Source organism: Nocardioides palaemonis, assembly GCF_018275325.1.
Lineage (GTDB): Bacteria > Actinomycetota > Actinomycetes > Propionibacteriales > Nocardioidaceae > Nocardioides > Nocardioides palaemonis.
On record NZ_JAGVQR010000003.1, the window covers coordinates 572,075 to 587,479 of the forward strand.

A 15,405-nucleotide genomic window follows, 5' to 3' on the forward strand; every position below is an offset into this window, starting at 1 on the left:
CCACGTGGATACCCCCTAGGGTATAGGTGACACCACGACGGACGAGAGGAACACGATGTCGGACGCCACCCCGGAGATCTCGGTCGAGACCTTCGCCGCCGAGCGCGAGGACGGCACGACCGTCGACGTGCGCGAGCCGGCCGAGTACGTCGAGGGCCACGTCCCGGGCGCCCTCCTCGTGCCGATGGGTCGGCTCGCTGCCCGCGCCGGCGAGCTCGACCCCGGCCGCCGGGTGCACGTCATCTGCGCCTCGGGCAACCGCAGCCGGGCGATGACCGACCTGCTCGTCGCGATGGGCTTCGACGCCGTCTCGGTCGCGGGCGGGACCCGCGGCTGGATCACCTCCGGCCGCGAGGTCCGGACCGGGACCACCCCGTGACCCTGGCCCTCGCCCTGGTGGCCGGCGTGCTGATCGGCCTCAGTCTCGGCGCCCTCGGCGGCGGCGGGTCGATCCTGGCCGTCCCGGTGCTCCTCGCGCTCGGCGAGAGCCCGTCGCACGCGACCACGGGCTCGCTCGTGGTCGTCGGCGTGACCTCGGCCGTCGGCGCCGTCGCCGCGGCACGCCGTGGCGCATCCCTCCCCGCGCGCGGCCTCGCGTTCGGCACGGTCGCGATCGGCGGAGCCGTGCTCGGCGGCCACGCCTCGACGCGCGTGCCCGAGCCGGTCCTGATGCTGGCCTTCTCCCTGCTCATGGTGGTGGTCGGCACGCTGATGGCGCTGCGGCAGTGGCGCGCGCGGACGCAGCCACGCGCCGACGCCCGCGTGCTGAGCGACGAGCCGATCATCAGCTTCAGCCCCACCTTCGCCTGCCAGTGCCCCCGCGCGCTCAAGGTGCTCGTCACCGCGACCGTCGTCGGCCTGCTCACCGGCTTCCTCGGCGTCGGCGGCGGCTTCCTCGTGGTGCCGGCGCTCGTGCTCGCCCTCGGCATCTCGATGGACCTCGCCGCCGGGACCTCGCTGGTCGTCATCGCGGTCACGAGCGTCGCCGCGCTCGCGACCCGCCTGGGGTCCGGCGTGCAGCCGGACTGGAGCCTCGTCGTCGCGCTGACAGCGGCCGCGATCGCCGGCTCGCTGCTCGGTGGCCGCGTCGCCGCCCGGACCGACACCCGGGTGCTCTCGACAGCCTTCACCGTGCTCGTCCTCGCCGTCGCCGCGTGCACCACGGTCGTCGCCGTGCCCGCCCTCGCCTGACTCCCCGACCCACCGATCCACCCACACGTCCACCAGAAGGAGACACGACCATGTGCCGACCCACCACCTGCAAGACCTGCGGCAAGACCACCTGGGCCGGGTGCGGCCAGCACGTCGCCCAGGTCAAGGCGATGGTGCCCGCGGGCCAGTGGTGCACGGGCCACGCCGACGAGCCCCGCACCGGCGGCTTCCTGAGCAGGCTGCTCGGCCGCTGACCCGACGGCCCGCGTCCGTCTGGGACGATGGGCCGCATGAGGGCCTTCCTGGGTGCGGCGATCGCCGCCCTGGCCCTCCTGGTCGGGGCGGCGCCGCCCGCATCCGCGCACGCGTCCCTGGTCGACTCCGACCCCGACGAGGGCGCGGTGGTCGCCACCGCACCGGAGACGGTGGTCCTGACCTTCAACGAGCCGGTCCGCCTCACCTCCCAGCCGATCCGGGTCTACGACGCCGACGGCGAGCAGGTCGAGTCCTCCGCCGAGGCCGACGACCGCCAGGTCACGGTCGCGCTGCCGGGCGCCGACGACCTCGCCGACGGGACCTACGTCGTGGCGTGGAACGCCCTGTCCGGCGACGGCCACCCGCTGTCCGGCGCGCTCACGTTCTCGATCGGGGCGCCCAGCGCGTCACTCGTCGAGCCGCCCGCCCCCGAGAGCAGCTCGCGCGCCGTCACGGCGGTGCGTGACGCGCTGACCGCCGCGACCTACGTCGGACTGCTGGTGGCCGCGGGCCTCGCGCTGTTCACCTCGCGCGTCCTGCCGACCTCGTGGTCCGGCACCGACGTGCGGCGGCGGCTGCGCCGGCTGATGTCCGGCGCCGCGCTCGTCGCCGGTGCCGCCGCGGTCCTCCTGGTGCCGGTGGCCTCGGTCTACGCCCAGGGCCGCGAGCTCGACGGGCTGCTCACGTCCTTCTCCCCCGCGCTGGTCCTCAACGAGGTGTCGTGCGCCGTGCTCGTGGTCGTCGGGCTGGCCGTCGTGGTGCGGGCGTCGGGTGACGCTCCGCCGGACGCCCGAGCCGTCCGCCTGCTCACCGGCGGGGCGTTGCTCGCCCTGGCCGGTCCGGCGCTGGTCGGCCACACCCGGGCGTACGCCCCCTGGCCGCTGCTCGTCGCCTCGGACGTCCTCCACCTCGTCGCCGGCGCCACGTGGCTGGGCGGCCTCGTGGGGCTCGCCCTGGCGGTGCGCGCCCTCGCGGGCCGCGAGCAGCTCGCGGCCACCACGCTCGCCCGCTTCTCGACCCTCGCCGGCGGCCTCCTCCTGCTGGTGGCGGCCACGGGGTCGTTCCTGGGCTGGCGGGTCGTCGGCTCCTGGGACGCCCTGTTCTCCACCACCTACGGGCGCCTCCTGCTGGTCAAGGTGGGGCTGGCCCTGCTGGTGGCCGCGATGGGCGGCTGGAACCGCTGGCGCACGCTGCCGACCGTGCGCGCCGCCGCGGGGTTCGCCGACCGCGAGCGGGCGGCGGCGCTGCTGACCCGTACGGTCCGCATCGAGGCGGTCGTCCTCGTGGCGCTGCTCGCCACCACGGGCGTCCTGGTCAACCAGCCGCCTCGGCCGGAACCGCTGACCGCTGCCTCCGGCACCACGGGCGCGTCCACGGCCGGGGTCGGCGACCTCCGGGTGCTGGCCGTCATGTCGCCGCAGCGACCGGGCGCGAACACCCTGCTGGTGCAGGTGCAGGACGACGCGGGAGACCCCGTCGACCTGCCCGCGCCTCCCCTCGTCCGCCTCGCCGGACCGGGAGGACAGACCGAGGACGTCACCGTGCAGACGGTCGGGTCCGGCACGTGGCGGGCCCAGGTCGTGGTGGCAGCGCCGGGCGCCTGGGAGGTGCAGGTCGGCCTCGCCACGAGCGACCGTGAGCAGGAGCGGGCGACGGTCAGGCTGGCGGTCGCACGCTGAGGTCGACCGGCACGGTGTGCAGGAAGCCGTCGACCCGCACCTGGACGAAGAGCCGGTAGTCGCCGGGCTGCTCGATGTCGGTGTGGAAGGTCAGCGCGGTGCCGTCCTCCGTGACCTCCGGCGCGTCCAGCGGGTGCAGGTGGGCGATCGCACCGGTCGCGGTGTCGAAGCCGGTGACGTGCCCGTAGGCGTCGAGCCAGGTGCCGAGGGTGACCGCGCGGCCGGCGGCGTCCCGGACCAGCAGGGTGAGCCGGCCGTCGGGGCCGACCGCGGGCGCCTGCCCCACGGTGACCCGCACGACGTCGTCGCCGGCGACGGTGTCGCCAGGGTCGCCCGGCGGGAGCGACACCTCCTTTCCGAGGACCACGTGGTCGCCGTTGCCGCCGTCGTCGACCGCGACGAGCTCGGCGACGACGCGGTAGGCCCCCGCGTCGGGCACGTCGAGCGGGACCGACCAGGTGCCGTCGTCGGCCATCGTGGGGTGGAGGTGGCGGAACACCTCGAGCCGGTCGTCGACGACGTAGAGGTGCAGCCGCTTGGTCTGCTCCTCGAGGAAGTCGGTGACCGGCGCTCCCTCGTAGTCGATGCGGAACCGCAGCTCCCGCGCACCGGACGCGCTCTCCCGGACCTGGACGCCGTCGAGCGAGTACCCGACCTCGGTCGGGCTGGTGCCGTCGCCCACCGCCATCGACACCAGACCGGCGCCGACGTGCTCGTGACCGGGCTCGACGCGCGAGTCGTCGGCGGAGCAGCCGGCCACGACGCCTGCGACCAGCAGCGCCGCCACGGCGCGGACGCCCCGTGCGGTCGACCTGGTCACCTCGTCAGCCTAGGCGGCGACACCGAGGCAACTTTCCGCCGACCCACGGCGTCTACGTGTCGACCGTCCACGAGCTTCCGGGGGATCCATGCGCCGCACGTCCGTCCTGACCGCCACCTCGCTGCTCGGCCTCGCCCTGCTGGCGCCCGCCGCGCAGGCCCTGCCGGCGGCCGCGCCCACATCCGTGTGCAGCGGCGAGTACGCCACGGTGGTCGGCACCGGTCCCACCGTGACCGGCACCGAGGGCGACGACGTCATCGTGGTCGGGACCGCCACCACGGTCCGGGCGCTCGGGGGCAACGACCAGATCTGCGTCTCCTCCGACGGAGCCGTGATCGGCGGGACCACCGAGCCGGCCGCGGTCCGGGACATCGACGCCGGCGCCGGCAACGACCTGGTGGCGCTCACCACCGACTCACTGGCCGCCGGGAGCGCCATCGACCTCGGCGACGGCACGGACACCCTCGTCGCCGCACAGGCGGGCGGCTTCCTCGCCCTCGACCTCCGGGAGCAGGCCCTGGAGGTCGACCGCGCGCTCGTCGCGACCGTCACCGGCGGCGAGCACGCCTCCCTCCTCGCGCCCGAGGTCGACCTCAACGGCGACGGGGGCGACAACGGGCTCTTCGTCCTGGCGTGCGACGCCCGGTTGCGGGGCGGGCCGGGCGACGACGAGCTCACGAGCTACTACTCGGACGCGACGTGGGACATCTTCGACTTCGAGTGCGCCGAGCAGCGCGTCGACGCGGAGGCCGGCGCCGGCGACGACCGCATCCGCGGGGGCGTGGGTGACGACCGGCTGCTGGGCAACGGCGGCCGGGACAAGATCGACGGCCGCGACGGCCACGACGTGATCGAGGGCGGGCGCGGTGCCGACGTCCTCGACAGCGGCTCCCGCGGCGACACGGTGCGGGGCAACGGCGGCAACGACCGCATCGCGGGTGGCTCGGGTGCCGACCGCCTCGAGGGCGGCGGTGGCCGCGACCAGGTCGACGGTGCGAAGGGCCGCGACCGGTGCGTCGCCGAGGTCGAGCGCGGCTGCGAGCTCTGAGCGTCCGGCGTCAGGCGGACGCGGGCCGGAGTGTCGCGTCGAGCAGGGTCCGCAGGCTGGCGAAGTGTCGCTCCGCGGACTCCTCGTCGTACATCGAGGTGTCGGACATCGAGTAGCCGTGGGGCCCCGGGAACACCTCGTTGACCGCCGGGAGCCCGGCCTCGTCGAGCGCGGCGCCGAGCGCCTCGACCGCCTCGGGCGGCATCGAGCGGTCGTCCGAGGCGTGACCGAAGGCGTAGGACGCGCGGGCGGTGGCGAGCGCGCGGTGCGGGCTGTCGGGCTCGTCGGTGACCAGGCCGCCGCCGTGCCAGCCGCCGACCGCGACGACGGCGGGGTCGAGCCCGGACGCGCGGATCGCGATGCGGGCGCCCATGCAGTAGCCGGTCACGCCCACCTCGTCGCCCGCCACCTCGGGGAGGTCGCGGAGCGCGGCGAGGTAGGCCGGCAGGTCGCGCGACAGGAGGTCGGTGGTGAGCCGCTGGACGCGGCCCATCGCCTCGCCCATGAACTCCTCGCGCGCGCCCGGCTCGCGCAGGTCGCGCGTGGGTGACGTCTCGGCGGCCGACCCCTCGCGGAAGAAGACGTTGGGCGCGAGGACGGTGTAGCCCCACGACGCGATCCGGTCGGCCATCTCCTCGATCCGCGGGCGCAGCCCGATCGCGTCGATGACGAGCAGGACACCCGGGGCGGGCTCGCCGCCGGGGGCGGGAGCGACGTACGCCTCGGCGTCGCCGTCGGGCAGGGTCAGCGTGGTGGTCGGCACGGACCGAGGCTAGCGCCGGCGCCTAGCGCGCCGGGGTGTCGGCGTCGTTGCGCTCCGGTGCCAGCGGCTCGAGTCGCGCGAGGAGGTAGAGCAGCGCCGCGAGGCCGAGCTGCACGCCCAGCACCAGCGCGAGGGTGGCGTCGAGATCGTCGAACATGGGGTCCGCCTTCCGTCCCGGCGAGTGTGCCCGGCACGCGCAGCGGGCGGGCACACCCCCAGTGGCGTGTGCCCGCCCGCTGCGACGACGGGGGTCAGAGCTGCGACTGGACCCCGGCGAGCAGCTGGCGCGCCATCACGATCCGCTGGACCTGGTTGGTGCCCTCGTAGATCTGGGTGATCTTGGCGTCGCGCATCATCCGCTCGACCGGGTAGTCGCGGGTGAAGCCGTAGCCGCCGAGGACCTGCACGGCGTTGACGGTGACCTCCATCGCGACGTCGGAGGCGAAGCACTTGGCCGCGGCGCCGAAGAAGGTGAGGTCGTCGTCGCCACGCTCGGAGCGGCCGGCGGCGGCGTAGGTCATCTGGCGGGCGGCCTCGACCTTCATGCCCATGTCGGCGAGCATGAACTGCATGCCCTGGAAGTCGCTGATCGACTTCCCGAACTGCTGGCGCTCCTTCGCGTAGTCGAGCGCGTAGTCGAGCGCCCCCTGGGCGACGCCGACGGCCTGCGCGGCGATGGTGACGCGGGTGTGGTCGAGGGTCTTCATCGCGGTCGCGAAGCCGGAGCCCTCCTCGCCGATCATCCGGCTGGCGGGGATGCGGACGTTGTCGAGGTAGACCTCGCGGGTCGGCGAGCCCTTGATCCCGAGCTTCTTCTCCGGGGCGCCGAAGGAGACGCCCTCGTCGGACTTCTCGACCACGAACGCGGAGATGCCGCCGCGGGTCTTCTTCTCGGGGTCGGTGACCGCCATGACGGTGTAGAACTCCGACTCGCCGGCGTTGGTGATCCAGCGCTTGACGCCGTCGAGCACCCACTCGTCGCCGTCGCGCACCGCGCGGGTCTTCATGCCGCCCGCGTCGGAGCCGGCGTCCGGCTCGGACAGGCAGTAGGAGAAGCCGCCCTCGCCCTTGGCGAGCTTGGAGAGGTAGTGCTGCTTGAACTCCTCGGAGCCCGAGATCTGCACCGGCAGCGAGCCCAGCTTGTTGACCGCGGGGATCAGCGAGGACGACACGCACGCGCGGGCGACCTCCTCGATGACCAGCACGGTGGCGAGCGCGTCGGCACCGGCGCCGCCGTACTGCTCGGGCACGTGGGGGGCGTGGAAGTCCGAGGCGAGCAGCGCCTCGGCCGCCTCGTGGGGGTAGCGCGCCTCCTCGTCGACGGCGGCCGCGAACGGCGCGATCTTGGCGTCGCAGAGCGCGCGGACGGCCTCGCGGACCGCCTGGTGCTCCTCGGAGAGGGCGTAGAGGGGGAACTCGCTCATGACGACAGATTCTAGGACGTCCATGCTTCTACGAGGAGGCGTCTACCGTGTGGTCATGGCCACGTCATGGCAGGACCCAGCCACCGTCGACCGGATGCTCGACGAGCAGCAGACCTGGGCCGTCGTCGGCCTGTCCGGCGACCCGTCGCGCACCGCGTACTCGATCGCCTCCCTGCTCCAGCAGCGCGGCAAGAAGGTCGTGCCGGTGCACCCGTCGTTCGCCGACCCGGCGACGCCCCCGGTCCTCGGCGAGCAGGGCTACGCCACGCTGGCCGACATCCCGTTCCCGGTCGACGTCGTCGACGTGTTCCGCCGCTCAGAGGCGGCCGGGCAGTTCGCCGACGAGGCGGTCGCGATCGGTGCGGGCGGGGTGTGGTTCCAGCTCGGCGTGGTCGACGAGGACGCGTTCGCGCGCACCGTGGCCGCCGGCGTGCCGATGGTGATGGACACCTGCCCGGCGATCGAGTGGCGCAAGCGAGGCGCCTAGATCTCCACGGCCGCCTCGGCCATCGGGACCCCGAGCTGGGTGAGGCACTCCCCCAGCACCCACATCACGTCGAGGGTGTCCGACAGCGGCATCACCGGGCTCTCGGTGAGGCCGGCGGCCAGGCAGCGGTGCACCTCCTCGGCCTGGTGCGTGTAGCCGCGCCCGGTGGCCGGGTGCTCGAGCACGCGCGGCTCCTCGTCCCCGCGGCGGACGACGAGGCGCTCGGGGTGGTGGAAGGGCGGGCACAGCTCGATCGAGCCCTCGGTGCCGACCACGACCGCGGCTCCCGGCGTCGCCGCCGCGAGCGAGCTGGTGAGCGCGGCGGCCCGGCCGTCGTCGTGGGCGAGGTGGATCGCGGCGGAGGCGTCGGCGCCGTTGGGGAAGCGGGTGCCGGTGGCCACGACCCGGTCCGGCCGGCCGAGGAGGTGCTGGGCGAGCGAGATCGGGTAGACGCCGAGGTCGAGGACCGACCCGCCGCCGAGCGCGAGGTCGAAGAGCCGGCTCGACGGGTCGTACGCACGGTGCGCGCCGAAGTCGGCCTGGACCAGGACCGGGTCGCCGATCTCTCCCGCGGCGACGAGGTCGCGCGCGGCCGCGACGGCGGGCTGGAACCGGGTCCACATCGCCTCCATGCAGAACACGCCCGCCGCTCGCGCGGCGGCGACGACCTCCTCGGCCCCGGCGAGCGTGGCGGTGAACGCCTTCTCCACCAGCAGCGGGGTGCCGCGCTCGATCGCGGCGAGGGCGATCGCGTGGTGCTGCGGGTGGGGCGTGGCGACGTAGAGCACGTCGAGGTCGGCGGCGAGCAGGTCGGCGTAGGTCCCGGAGCCGGCGGCACCCGCGCGGGCGGCGAACTCGCGCGCGCGGTCCGCGTCGCGGCTGCCCACGAAGGCGATCTCGGCGTCCGGCACGAGGGCGAGGTCCTCGGCGAAGACGGCGGCCATCCGGCCGGTGGCGGCGATTCCCCAGCGCACGGTCATGGCCCCAGCCTAGGGATACTGGGTGCGTGCGCGACCTCCACGTCCCGGCCGGCCCCGGCCTCCCCGAGGGCCTGGTCGTGCCTGCCGCCGAGCTGGTCGAGCGGTTCTCCCGCTCCCCCGGCCCCGGTGGTCAGTCGGTCAACACCACCGACTCGCGCGTCGAGCTGGACTACGACGTCGCGTCCTCGACCGTCCTGACCGACACCCAGCGCCGGCGTGCACTGCGGCGGTGGCCGTCGGGCACGGTCTCCATCGCCGCCTCGGAGCACCGCTCCCAGCACCGCAACCGGGTCGCGGCGCGCGAGCGGCTCGCCGCGCTGCTGCGCGAGGCGCTGGCGCCTCCCCCGCCGCCGCGGCGACCCACCCGCCCGAGCCGCGGCGCCAAGGAGCGACGGCTCAAGGCCAAGAAGGAGCGCGCGCAGACCAAGTCGCTGCGCGGCCGGGTGCGCGACTAGAAGCCGACGCGCCGGGTGTGGCCGGCGGCGGCCTGCCGCACCACCTCGCCCTTGGCGTGGGCGGTCTCGGCGAGCGTGGCCTGGTAGTCGACGAGGCGCTGCTGCAGCTCCGGGTCGCTGGTGCCGAGGATCCGCGCGGCCAGGATGCCGGCGTTCTTCGCGTTGCCGATCGCCACGGTCGCGACCGGGATGCCGCCCGGCATCTGCACGATCGAGAGCAGCGAGTCCATGCCGTCGAGGTACTTGAGCGGCACCGGCACGCCGATCACCGGGAGCGGCGTCACCGACGCGAGCATCCCCGGCAGGTGGGCGGCTCCGCCCGCGCCGGCGATGACGACCGACAGCCCCCGGGTGTGGGCCTGCTGGCCCCACGCCACCATCTCGGTCGGCATCCGGTGCGCCGACACGACGTCGGCCTCCCAGGCGACGCCGAGCTCGGTGAGCACCTCCCCCGCGGCCTGCATGACGGGCCAGTCGGAGTCCGACCCCATCACGATGCCGACCCGTGCGCCGGCCTGCTGTCCCTGCCCCTGCCCGTCCATCGCTGTCCTCACTCGCTCTCGTTGCCGAGGTCGCCGCGGAACCACGCGGCGGCGTGCCGGGCGCGCTCGAGGCAGTCCTCGAGGTCGTCGCCGTAGGCGTTGACGTGACCGACCTTGCGGCCCGGCCGCAGGTCCTTGCCGTAGAGGTGCACCCGGAGCCGGGGGTCGCGGGCCATCGCGTGCGGGAGCCCGTCGTAGAGGTGCCCGGCGTCGGTGGGGCCGCCCAGGATGTTGACCATCACGGTCCAGGCGGCGCGCGGCGCAGGCGAGCCCAGCGGCAGGTCCATCACCGCGCGGAGGTGGTTCTCGAACTGCGACGTCACCGCGCCGTCCTGCGTCCAGTGGCCGGTGTTGTGCGGTCGCATGGCCAGCTCGTTGACCAGGATCCGGCCGTCGGTGGTCTCGAAGAGCTCGACGGCGAGGATGCCGGTGACGTCCAGCGCGCCGGCGATCCGCAGCGCGATCTCCTGCGCCTGCCCGGCGAGCGCCGGGTCGAGGTCGGGGGCCGGCGCGACCACCTCGTGGCAGATGCCGTCGAGCTGCGTGGACGCCACGACCGGGTACGCCGCGGCCTGCCCGCTCGGGGAGCGGGCGACGAGCGCGGACAGCTCGCGGCGGAAGTCGACCAGCTCCTCGGCGAGGACCTCCACCCCGGCGGCCGCTGCGGCGTCGAAGGCGACCTGCGCCTCGTCGAGCGCGCGGACGACCCACACGCCCTTGCCGTCGTACCCGCCGCGGGTGGTCTTGAGCACGCACGGCAGCCCGAACGCCTCGACCTCGGCGGTGGTCGTGACCACCGCGTTGCGCGGGCACGGGACGTCGAGCGCGGCGAGGCGGCGGCGCATGACCGCCTTGTCCTGGGCGTGGACCAGCGCGTCCGGCCCCGGGCGCACGGCGACGCCGTCGGCCTCGAGGGCGTGGAGGTGGTCGGTCGGGACGTGCTCGTGGTCGAAGGTCACCACGGCCGCGCCCTCGGTGACCCGGCGCAGCGTGGGCAGGTCGGTGTAGTCGCCGACGAGCTGGTCGGGGATCACCTGGGCGGCCGAGACCCCCTCGGCCTCGGCCAGCAGGCGCAGCGGCAGGCCCAGGCCGATCGCCGGCTGGGCCATCATCCGGGCGAGCTGCCCACCTCCGATGACGGCGAGCGTGGGGGCACGGTGCGAGCCGGTCGAGGACACGCGAGGGAGTCTAGGGTCAGGCTCCGGCGGTGGCCGCGTCGGTCTCGAAGCGGAGCCCACGGCCCCGGTGGGTGGTGATCAGCGTGGGGTTGCGCGGGTCGTCGCCGAGCTTGCGGCGCAGCCACCCCAGGTGCACGTCGATGGTCTTGGAGCTGGTGTAGAACGAGGTCTGCCAGACCTCCGACATCAGCTCGCCGCGCGTGACGATGTCACCGGGGCGCGCCATCAGGGCGTGCAGGAGCTGGAGCTCCTTGCGCGCGAGCCTGATCTCGTCGTCACCGCGCCACACCTGGCCGGTCTTGGGGTCGAGGCGGACGTCCTGCACAGCCAACACGGGCCCGACCGTAGGGACGGGCGGACCCGGCGGAGGCCCGTATGGACGAATTGTGGAGAACTGGTCTGGTCCAGTACCGGCCGCTCAGCGGCGCCGGACCGCCACCGGCTCGACGAGGCCGAAGCCCCGCACCGGGCGGGCCGGCAGCCGGCGGTGCTCCCACTCCTCGGGGGGCAGCAGGTCGGCGGTGTTCTGGTCGACGATCAGGCGGTTGCGCCGCGCGACCTGGGTGAGCCGGGCGGCCAGGTTGACCGGGGGGCCGAAGATGTCGCCGAGGCGCTGGATCACCGGACCGCTCGCCAGCCCGAGGCGTACGTCGGGCATCTTCGCGTCGCGGCCGATCACGTTGATGATCCCCTCCGCGACCCCGACCGCCTCCTCGGCGGTGTTGGTGACGAACAGGACCGAGTCGCCGAGGCTCTTGATGATCCGGCCGCCGAAACGCGCCACCACGTCCTGGCAGCGGCTCTCGAAGACCTCCACGAGGTCGCCGATCTCGTCGCGGTCGAGGGTGTTGGACAGCGCGGTGAACGAGACCAGGTCGGCGAAGCCGACCGAGACGTCGATCGTGTGCAGGTCCTCGTCCTTGGCGCCCATCGCCTCGATCCGGCCGACGGCGGCCGCGAGGTGGCGGCGCCAGGCGTAGACCAGGAGCCGCTCGAAGGGCGGGTTGACCTCGTTGATCAGGCGCATCGCCGACCCGATCCGCGACCCGGTCGCCTCCTCGCCCGACTCGAGCTCCTCGACCCGGCTGACCAGCGTGGAGACCTCCCAGTCGGCGAGCCGGGCCATCGTCTGCCCGACGCCGCGGGTCAGGTTGACGGCCATGTCGAAGTCGACCGCTCCGGCGTCCACGAAGCCCATGAGCGTCGCCACGGCCTCGACGTCGGCCGCCGTGTAGGCCTTCTCCCCCACGAACTCGGGGAAGCCGAGCGCACGCCACAACCGGCGGGTCTGCTCGACGGTCAGGCCGGTCTCGGCGGCCACCTCGAGGGCGTTGAACTCAGGCGCGGCGCGCAGGATCGCGTCGTCGAGCCGTTCTCCGGGCGCGCGACCGGACGAGCCGCGCGCGGCGCGGTCAGGAGCCATCGTCGCGGCGGTCACCACCGGAGAGCCGGTGCAGCTCGTCGGACACCTTGAGCTGGACCTGCTCCACCTGCGGGATGTCGCTGAGCTCGACGCTGCCGTCGGTGCTCGCGTCGGAGACGACGAGGGTGCCGCAGCCGAAGATCCGGTCGATCACGCCGATCTCGAAGTCAACGCCGCTGATCCGGTTGAGCGGGATCGTGCGGCCCTCCTTGGCGATGAAGCCGGAGCGCTTGATGAAGCGGCGGTTGGTGAACGTGTAGGTCGTGGTCAGCCAGCGCAGGAACGGCGCGACGAGGAACCACACCAGCGCGACGAGGAGCACCACCCAGCCGATCCAGCGCACCGCGGAGCTGTCGGTCACCCCGGTGAGGAACAGTGCGAGCGCGAGCGCCAGCACGACGACCAGACCGGGCAGGATCAGCGCCTTGGGGTGGGTGCGGGTCGAGACGACGACGTGCTCGCCCTCGTTGAGGAGCTTGCTGGGGAACGCCACGCGCCGATCATGTCACTACGCGGGGCGCACGTGCACGACATCGCCGGCGGCGACGGTGAAGGTGCCGTCGTCGGTCCCGACGACCAGCGCGCCCGAGGCGTCCACGTCGAGGGCCTCGCCGCGGCGTACGTCCCCGCCCGGCAGGTGCACGTCGACCGTGCGGCCGACGGTCACGCACACGTCGGCGTACGCCCCGCGCAGCGCGTCGGTGTCGTCGAGCAGCCCCATCAGCCCGTGCAGCGACCCGAGGACCTGGCCGAGCAGGCCGGTGCGCTCGACCGGCTCCCCCGTCTCCAGCGACACCGAGGTCGCCAGGGCGACCGGCAGCTCGTCGAGGGTCTGGTCGACGTTGATCCCGACCCCGACGACGGCGACCGGCCCGTCCGCGGTCTCGACCCGCTCGACCAGGATCCCGGCCACCTTGCGACCGTCGACCAGCACGTCGTTGGGCCACTTGAGGCCGATGTCGGGCAGCCGGTCGGCGAGCGCGGCCTGGACGGCGTACCCGGTGAGCAGCGGCAGCCACGGCCACGCGTCCGCCGGCAGGTCGGGGCGCAGCAGCACCGAGAAGGTCAGGGAGGAGCGCGGTGGCGTCTCCCACACCCGGTCGAGGCGGCCGCGCCCGGCGGTCTGGTGCTCGGTCACGAGCACCAGACCGGGCGCCTCGCCCGCGCGGGCCCGTGCGGCGAGGGCGGCGTTGGTCGAGGGCGTGGCCTCCTCGACCTCCACGCGCCAGCCCGCCGGGACGGCGATCCGGTCGGTGTCGAGGGGAGGGCGAGGTGGGGGCGCGGCGGTCATGGGCACTAGATTGCCGGACGGATCCGTTTCGACCGACCAGGAGGCCACGGCGTGAGCGCACAGCCGGGTGAGGGCACCGACGTCCCCTCGCAGGACACAGGCATCGACATCCGCACGACGGCCGGCAAGCTGGCCGACCTCGAGCGCCGTCTCGACGAGGCGGTGCACGCGGGGTCCGACAAGGCGATCGAGAAGCAGCACGCGAAGGGCCGGCGCACCGCCCGCGAGCGGATCGAGATGCTCTTCGACGAGGGCACCTTCGTCGAGCTCGACGAGCTCGCCCGCCACCGCTCCACCGCGTTCGGGCTGGAGAAGAACCGCCCCTACGGCGACGGCGTGGTCACCGGCTACGGCGAGGTCAACGGCCGCACCGTGTGCGTGTTCAGCCAGGACTTCACCGTGTTCGGCGGCTCGCTGGGCGAGGTCTACGGCGAGAAGATCACCAAGGTCATGGACCTCGCGATCAAGACCGGCTGCCCGATCATCGGCATCAACGAGGGCGCCGGCGCCCGCATCCAGGAGGGCGTGGTCTCCCTCGGCCTCTACGGCGAGATCTTCCGCCGCAACGTCCACGCCTCGGGCGTGATCCCGCAGATCAGCCTGATCATGGGCAACTGCGCGGGCGGCCACGTCTACTCCCCCGCCGTCACCGACTTCACCGTGATGGTCGACCAGACCTCGGCGATGTTCATCACCGGCCCCGACGTGATCAAGACCGTCACCGGCGAGGACGTCACGATGGAGGACCTCGGCGGCGCCCGGACCCACAACACCAAGTCCGGCAACGCCCACTACATGGCCTCCGACGAGGAGGACGCCATCGAGTACGTGAAGTCGATGCTGTCCTACCTCCCGCAGAACAACCTCGATCCGGCCCCGACCTACGACGAGGCGCCGGACATGGAGGTCACCGACCTCGACCGCACCCTCGACACGCTCATCCCGGACTCGCCGAACCAGCCCTACGACATGCACGACGTGATCACCGCCGTGCTCGACGACGAGGAGTTCCTCGAGGTCCAGGAGCTGTTCGCGCCCAACATCCTGATCGGCTTCGGCCGGGTCGAGGGCCAGTCGGTGGGCGTCGTGGCCAACCAGCCGATGCAGTTCGCTGGCACCCTCGACATCGACGCGTCCGAGAAGGCCGCCCGGTTCGTCCGGTTCTGCGACGCCTTCAACCTCCCGGTGCTCACCTTCGTCGACGTCCCGGGCTTCCTGCCCGGCACCGACCAGGAGTGGGACGGCATCATCCGCCGCGGCGCGAAGCTGATCTACGCCTACGCCGAGGCCACGGTCCCGCTCGTCACCACGATCACCCGCAAGGCCTACGGCGGCGCCTACGACGTGATGGGCTCCAAGCACCTCGGCGCCGACATCAACATCGCCTGGCCCACCGCCCAGATCGCGGTCATGGGCGCCCAGGGCGCGGCCAACATCCTGCACCGCAAGACCCTCAAGAAGGTCGCGGACGCCGGCGGCGACGTCGAGGCGAAGCGCGCGGAACTGATCGAGGAGTACGAGACCACCCTCGCCAACCCCTACATCGCGGCCGAGCGCGGCTACGTCGACGCCGTCGTCGCACCCCACGAGACCCGCGTCGAGATCGTCCGGGCACTGCGGATGCTGCGCACCAAGCGCGAGAGCCTCCCGCCCAAGAAGCACGGGAACATCCCGCTGTGAGCGGCGAGCAGGCACAACGACCCCTCTTGAAGGTGGTCAACCCCGACGCCACCACCGAGGAGGTCGCGGCCCTGGTCGCGGTCTTCTCGGCGCTCGGGTCAGCTGGCGGCGAGCCGCCGCGCAAGCCCCGCCCGACGTGGAACCTCCCCTCGCGCGGCGTGCGCCAGACCCACCGCCCGGGTGTGGGCGCGTGGCGCGCCAGCGGCCTGCCGCACTGACGTACGAGCG

General features: G+C 73.7%; 20 protein-coding genes. 9 read left to right on the forward strand and 11 right to left on the reverse strand.

Going from position 1 to position 15,405, the window contains the following annotated elements; translation table 11 throughout:
• Window positions 1-55 precede the first annotated feature (55 nt).
• The 4 genes from KDN32_RS15115 to KDN32_RS15130 are packed head-to-tail and all read left to right on the forward strand — an operon-like array spanning window position 56 to window position 3,086.
• Window positions 56-379 (forward strand): rhodanese-like domain-containing protein, encoded by a 324-nt coding sequence (locus tag KDN32_RS15115; RefSeq protein ID WP_211733057.1) that lies wholly within the window; start codon window positions 56-58, stop codon window positions 377-379.
• A complete protein-coding gene (locus tag KDN32_RS15120) occupies window positions 376-1,191 on the forward strand; it encodes a sulfite exporter TauE/SafE family protein (protein WP_211733058.1) in 816 nt (271 codons plus the stop codon). Before KDN32_RS15115 ends, KDN32_RS15120 begins: the two co-directional genes overlap by 4 nt.
• Window positions 1,192-1,241: 50 nt before the next feature.
• A complete protein-coding gene (locus KDN32_RS15125; protein ID WP_211733059.1) occupies window positions 1,242-1,406 on the forward strand; it encodes a DUF8730 family Cys-rich protein in 165 nt (54 codons plus the stop codon).
• A 36-nt stretch (window positions 1,407-1,442) separates the two neighbouring features.
• Complete coding sequence (locus tag KDN32_RS15130) at window positions 1,443-3,086, forward strand: copper resistance CopC/CopD family protein (protein ID WP_211733060.1); 1,644 nt, start codon at window positions 1,443-1,445, stop codon at window positions 3,084-3,086.
• Here the strand turns inward: KDN32_RS15130 and KDN32_RS15135 are convergent.
• Window positions 3,064-3,906: a DUF8832 domain-containing protein gene (locus KDN32_RS15135; RefSeq protein WP_211733061.1), complete on the reverse strand. Its 843-nt coding sequence runs from the start codon at window positions 3,904-3,906 to the stop codon at window positions 3,064-3,066. The genes KDN32_RS15130 and KDN32_RS15135 overlap by 23 nt on opposite strands.
• Window positions 3,907-3,994: 88 nt before the next feature.
• Here KDN32_RS15135 and KDN32_RS15140 point away from each other — a divergent pair, with 88 nt between their 5' ends.
• Window positions 3,995-4,954, forward strand: coding sequence for a calcium-binding protein (locus KDN32_RS15140; protein ID WP_211733062.1), 960 nt, complete (start codon window positions 3,995-3,997; stop codon window positions 4,952-4,954).
• Window positions 4,955-4,964: 10 nt separating this feature from the next.
• Here KDN32_RS15140 and KDN32_RS15145 read toward each other — a convergent pair whose 3' ends face one another.
• The 3 genes from KDN32_RS15145 to KDN32_RS15150 form a co-directional block, all read right to left on the reverse strand.
• The gene (locus KDN32_RS15145; RefSeq protein WP_211733063.1) at window positions 4,965-5,717 is read right to left on the reverse strand and encodes a dienelactone hydrolase family protein; all 753 of its coding nucleotides are present in this window, start codon (window positions 5,715-5,717) and stop codon (window positions 4,965-4,967) included.
• Window positions 5,718-5,739: 22 nt separating this feature from the next.
• Window positions 5,740-5,874, reverse strand: coding sequence for a hypothetical protein (locus KDN32_RS22965; RefSeq protein ID WP_283093542.1), 135 nt, complete (start codon window positions 5,872-5,874; stop codon window positions 5,740-5,742).
• A 94-nt stretch (window positions 5,875-5,968) separates the two neighbouring features.
• Entirely contained in the window at window positions 5,969-7,141 is a 1,173-nt protein-coding gene (locus KDN32_RS15150; protein WP_211733064.1) for an acyl-CoA dehydrogenase family protein, read from the reverse strand.
• A gap of 55 nt (window positions 7,142-7,196) precedes the next feature.
• Here KDN32_RS15150 and KDN32_RS15155 point away from each other — a divergent pair, with 55 nt between their 5' ends.
• A complete protein-coding gene (locus KDN32_RS15155; protein ID WP_211733065.1) occupies window positions 7,197-7,628 on the forward strand; it encodes a CoA-binding protein in 432 nt (143 codons plus the stop codon).
• Here KDN32_RS15155 and KDN32_RS15160 read toward each other — a convergent pair.
• The gene (locus KDN32_RS15160) at window positions 7,625-8,608 is read right to left on the reverse strand and encodes a Gfo/Idh/MocA family protein (protein WP_211733066.1); all 984 of its coding nucleotides are present in this window, start codon (window positions 8,606-8,608) and stop codon (window positions 7,625-7,627) included. The two genes, KDN32_RS15155 and KDN32_RS15160, sit on opposite strands and share 4 nt — an antisense overlap.
• Window positions 8,609-8,634: 26 nt before the next feature.
• Here KDN32_RS15160 and arfB point away from each other — a divergent pair, with 26 nt between their 5' ends.
• On the forward strand, window positions 8,635-9,063 hold the full coding sequence (gene arfB / locus KDN32_RS15165; RefSeq protein WP_211733067.1) for an alternative ribosome rescue aminoacyl-tRNA hydrolase ArfB: 429 nt from the start codon (window positions 8,635-8,637) through the stop codon (window positions 9,061-9,063).
• Here the strand turns inward: arfB and purE are convergent.
• The 6 genes from purE to KDN32_RS15195 all read right to left on the reverse strand — a co-directional run bounded on the left by purE (window position 9,060) and on the right by KDN32_RS15195 (window position 13,497).
• The gene (purE, locus tag KDN32_RS15170; RefSeq protein ID WP_211733068.1) at window positions 9,060-9,605 is read right to left on the reverse strand and encodes a 5-(carboxyamino)imidazole ribonucleotide mutase; all 546 of its coding nucleotides are present in this window, start codon (window positions 9,603-9,605) and stop codon (window positions 9,060-9,062) included. The genes arfB and purE overlap by 4 nt on opposite strands.
• A gap of 8 nt (window positions 9,606-9,613) precedes the next feature.
• A complete protein-coding gene (locus KDN32_RS15175; protein WP_211733069.1) occupies window positions 9,614-10,783 on the reverse strand; it encodes a 5-(carboxyamino)imidazole ribonucleotide synthase in 1,170 nt (389 codons plus the stop codon).
• 16 nt (window positions 10,784-10,799) lie between these two features.
• Window positions 10,800-11,117: a winged helix-turn-helix domain-containing protein gene (locus KDN32_RS15180; protein WP_211733070.1), complete on the reverse strand. Its 318-nt coding sequence runs from the start codon at window positions 11,115-11,117 to the stop codon at window positions 10,800-10,802.
• 84 nt (window positions 11,118-11,201) lie between these two features.
• Window positions 11,202-12,206, reverse strand: coding sequence for an adenylate/guanylate cyclase domain-containing protein (locus KDN32_RS15185; protein ID WP_211733071.1), 1,005 nt, complete (start codon window positions 12,204-12,206; stop codon window positions 11,202-11,204).
• On the reverse strand, window positions 12,196-12,699 hold the full coding sequence (locus KDN32_RS23385) for a PH domain-containing protein (protein WP_211733072.1): 504 nt from the start codon (window positions 12,697-12,699) through the stop codon (window positions 12,196-12,198). The genes KDN32_RS15185 and KDN32_RS23385 overlap by 11 nt, the downstream gene beginning before the upstream one ends.
• A gap of 15 nt (window positions 12,700-12,714) precedes the next feature.
• On the reverse strand, window positions 12,715-13,497 hold the full coding sequence (locus KDN32_RS15195) for a biotin--[acetyl-CoA-carboxylase] ligase (protein ID WP_211733073.1): 783 nt from the start codon (window positions 13,495-13,497) through the stop codon (window positions 12,715-12,717).
• A gap of 102 nt (window positions 13,498-13,599) precedes the next feature.
• Between KDN32_RS15195 and KDN32_RS15200 the strand changes: the two genes are divergently transcribed.
• A complete protein-coding gene (locus KDN32_RS15200; protein WP_211733210.1) occupies window positions 13,600-15,177 on the forward strand; it encodes an acyl-CoA carboxylase subunit beta in 1,578 nt (525 codons plus the stop codon).
• On the forward strand, window positions 15,174-15,395 hold the full coding sequence (locus KDN32_RS15205) for an acyl-CoA carboxylase subunit epsilon (protein WP_211733074.1): 222 nt from the start codon (window positions 15,174-15,176) through the stop codon (window positions 15,393-15,395). The genes KDN32_RS15200 and KDN32_RS15205 overlap by 4 nt, the downstream gene beginning before the upstream one ends.
• The last annotated feature ends 10 nt before the right edge of the window (window positions 15,396-15,405 follow it).

Coding starts and splice junctions, on each gene's coding strand:
- KDN32_RS15115 (WP_211733057.1), top strand. CDS start 56: ATGTCGGACGCCACCCCGGAGATCTCGGTCGAGACCTTCGCCGCCGAG.
- KDN32_RS15125 (WP_211733059.1), top strand. CDS start 1,242: ATGTGCCGACCCACCACCTGCAAGACCTGCGGCAAGACCACCTGGGCC.
- KDN32_RS15130 (WP_211733060.1), top strand. CDS start 1,443: ATGAGGGCCTTCCTGGGTGCGGCGATCGCCGCCCTGGCCCTCCTGGTC.
- KDN32_RS15140 (WP_211733062.1), top strand. CDS start 3,995: ATGCGCCGCACGTCCGTCCTGACCGCCACCTCGCTGCTCGGCCTCGCC.
- KDN32_RS22965 (WP_283093542.1), bottom strand. CDS start 5,874: ATGTTCGACGATCTCGACGCCACCCTCGCGCTGGTGCTGGGCGTGCAG.
- KDN32_RS15150 (WP_211733064.1), bottom strand. CDS start 7,141: ATGAGCGAGTTCCCCCTCTACGCCCTCTCCGAGGAGCACCAGGCGGTC.
- KDN32_RS15155 (WP_211733065.1), top strand. CDS start 7,197: ATGGCCACGTCATGGCAGGACCCAGCCACCGTCGACCGGATGCTCGAC.
- KDN32_RS15160 (WP_211733066.1), bottom strand. CDS start 8,608: ATGACCGTGCGCTGGGGAATCGCCGCCACCGGCCGGATGGCCGCCGTC.
- purE (WP_211733068.1), bottom strand. CDS start 9,605: ATGGACGGGCAGGGGCAGGGACAGCAGGCCGGCGCACGGGTCGGCATC.
- KDN32_RS15185 (WP_211733071.1), bottom strand. CDS start 12,206: ATGGCTCCTGACCGCGCCGCGCGCGGCTCGTCCGGTCGCGCGCCCGGA.
- KDN32_RS15195 (WP_211733073.1), bottom strand. CDS start 13,497: ATGACCGCCGCGCCCCCACCTCGCCCTCCCCTCGACACCGACCGGATC.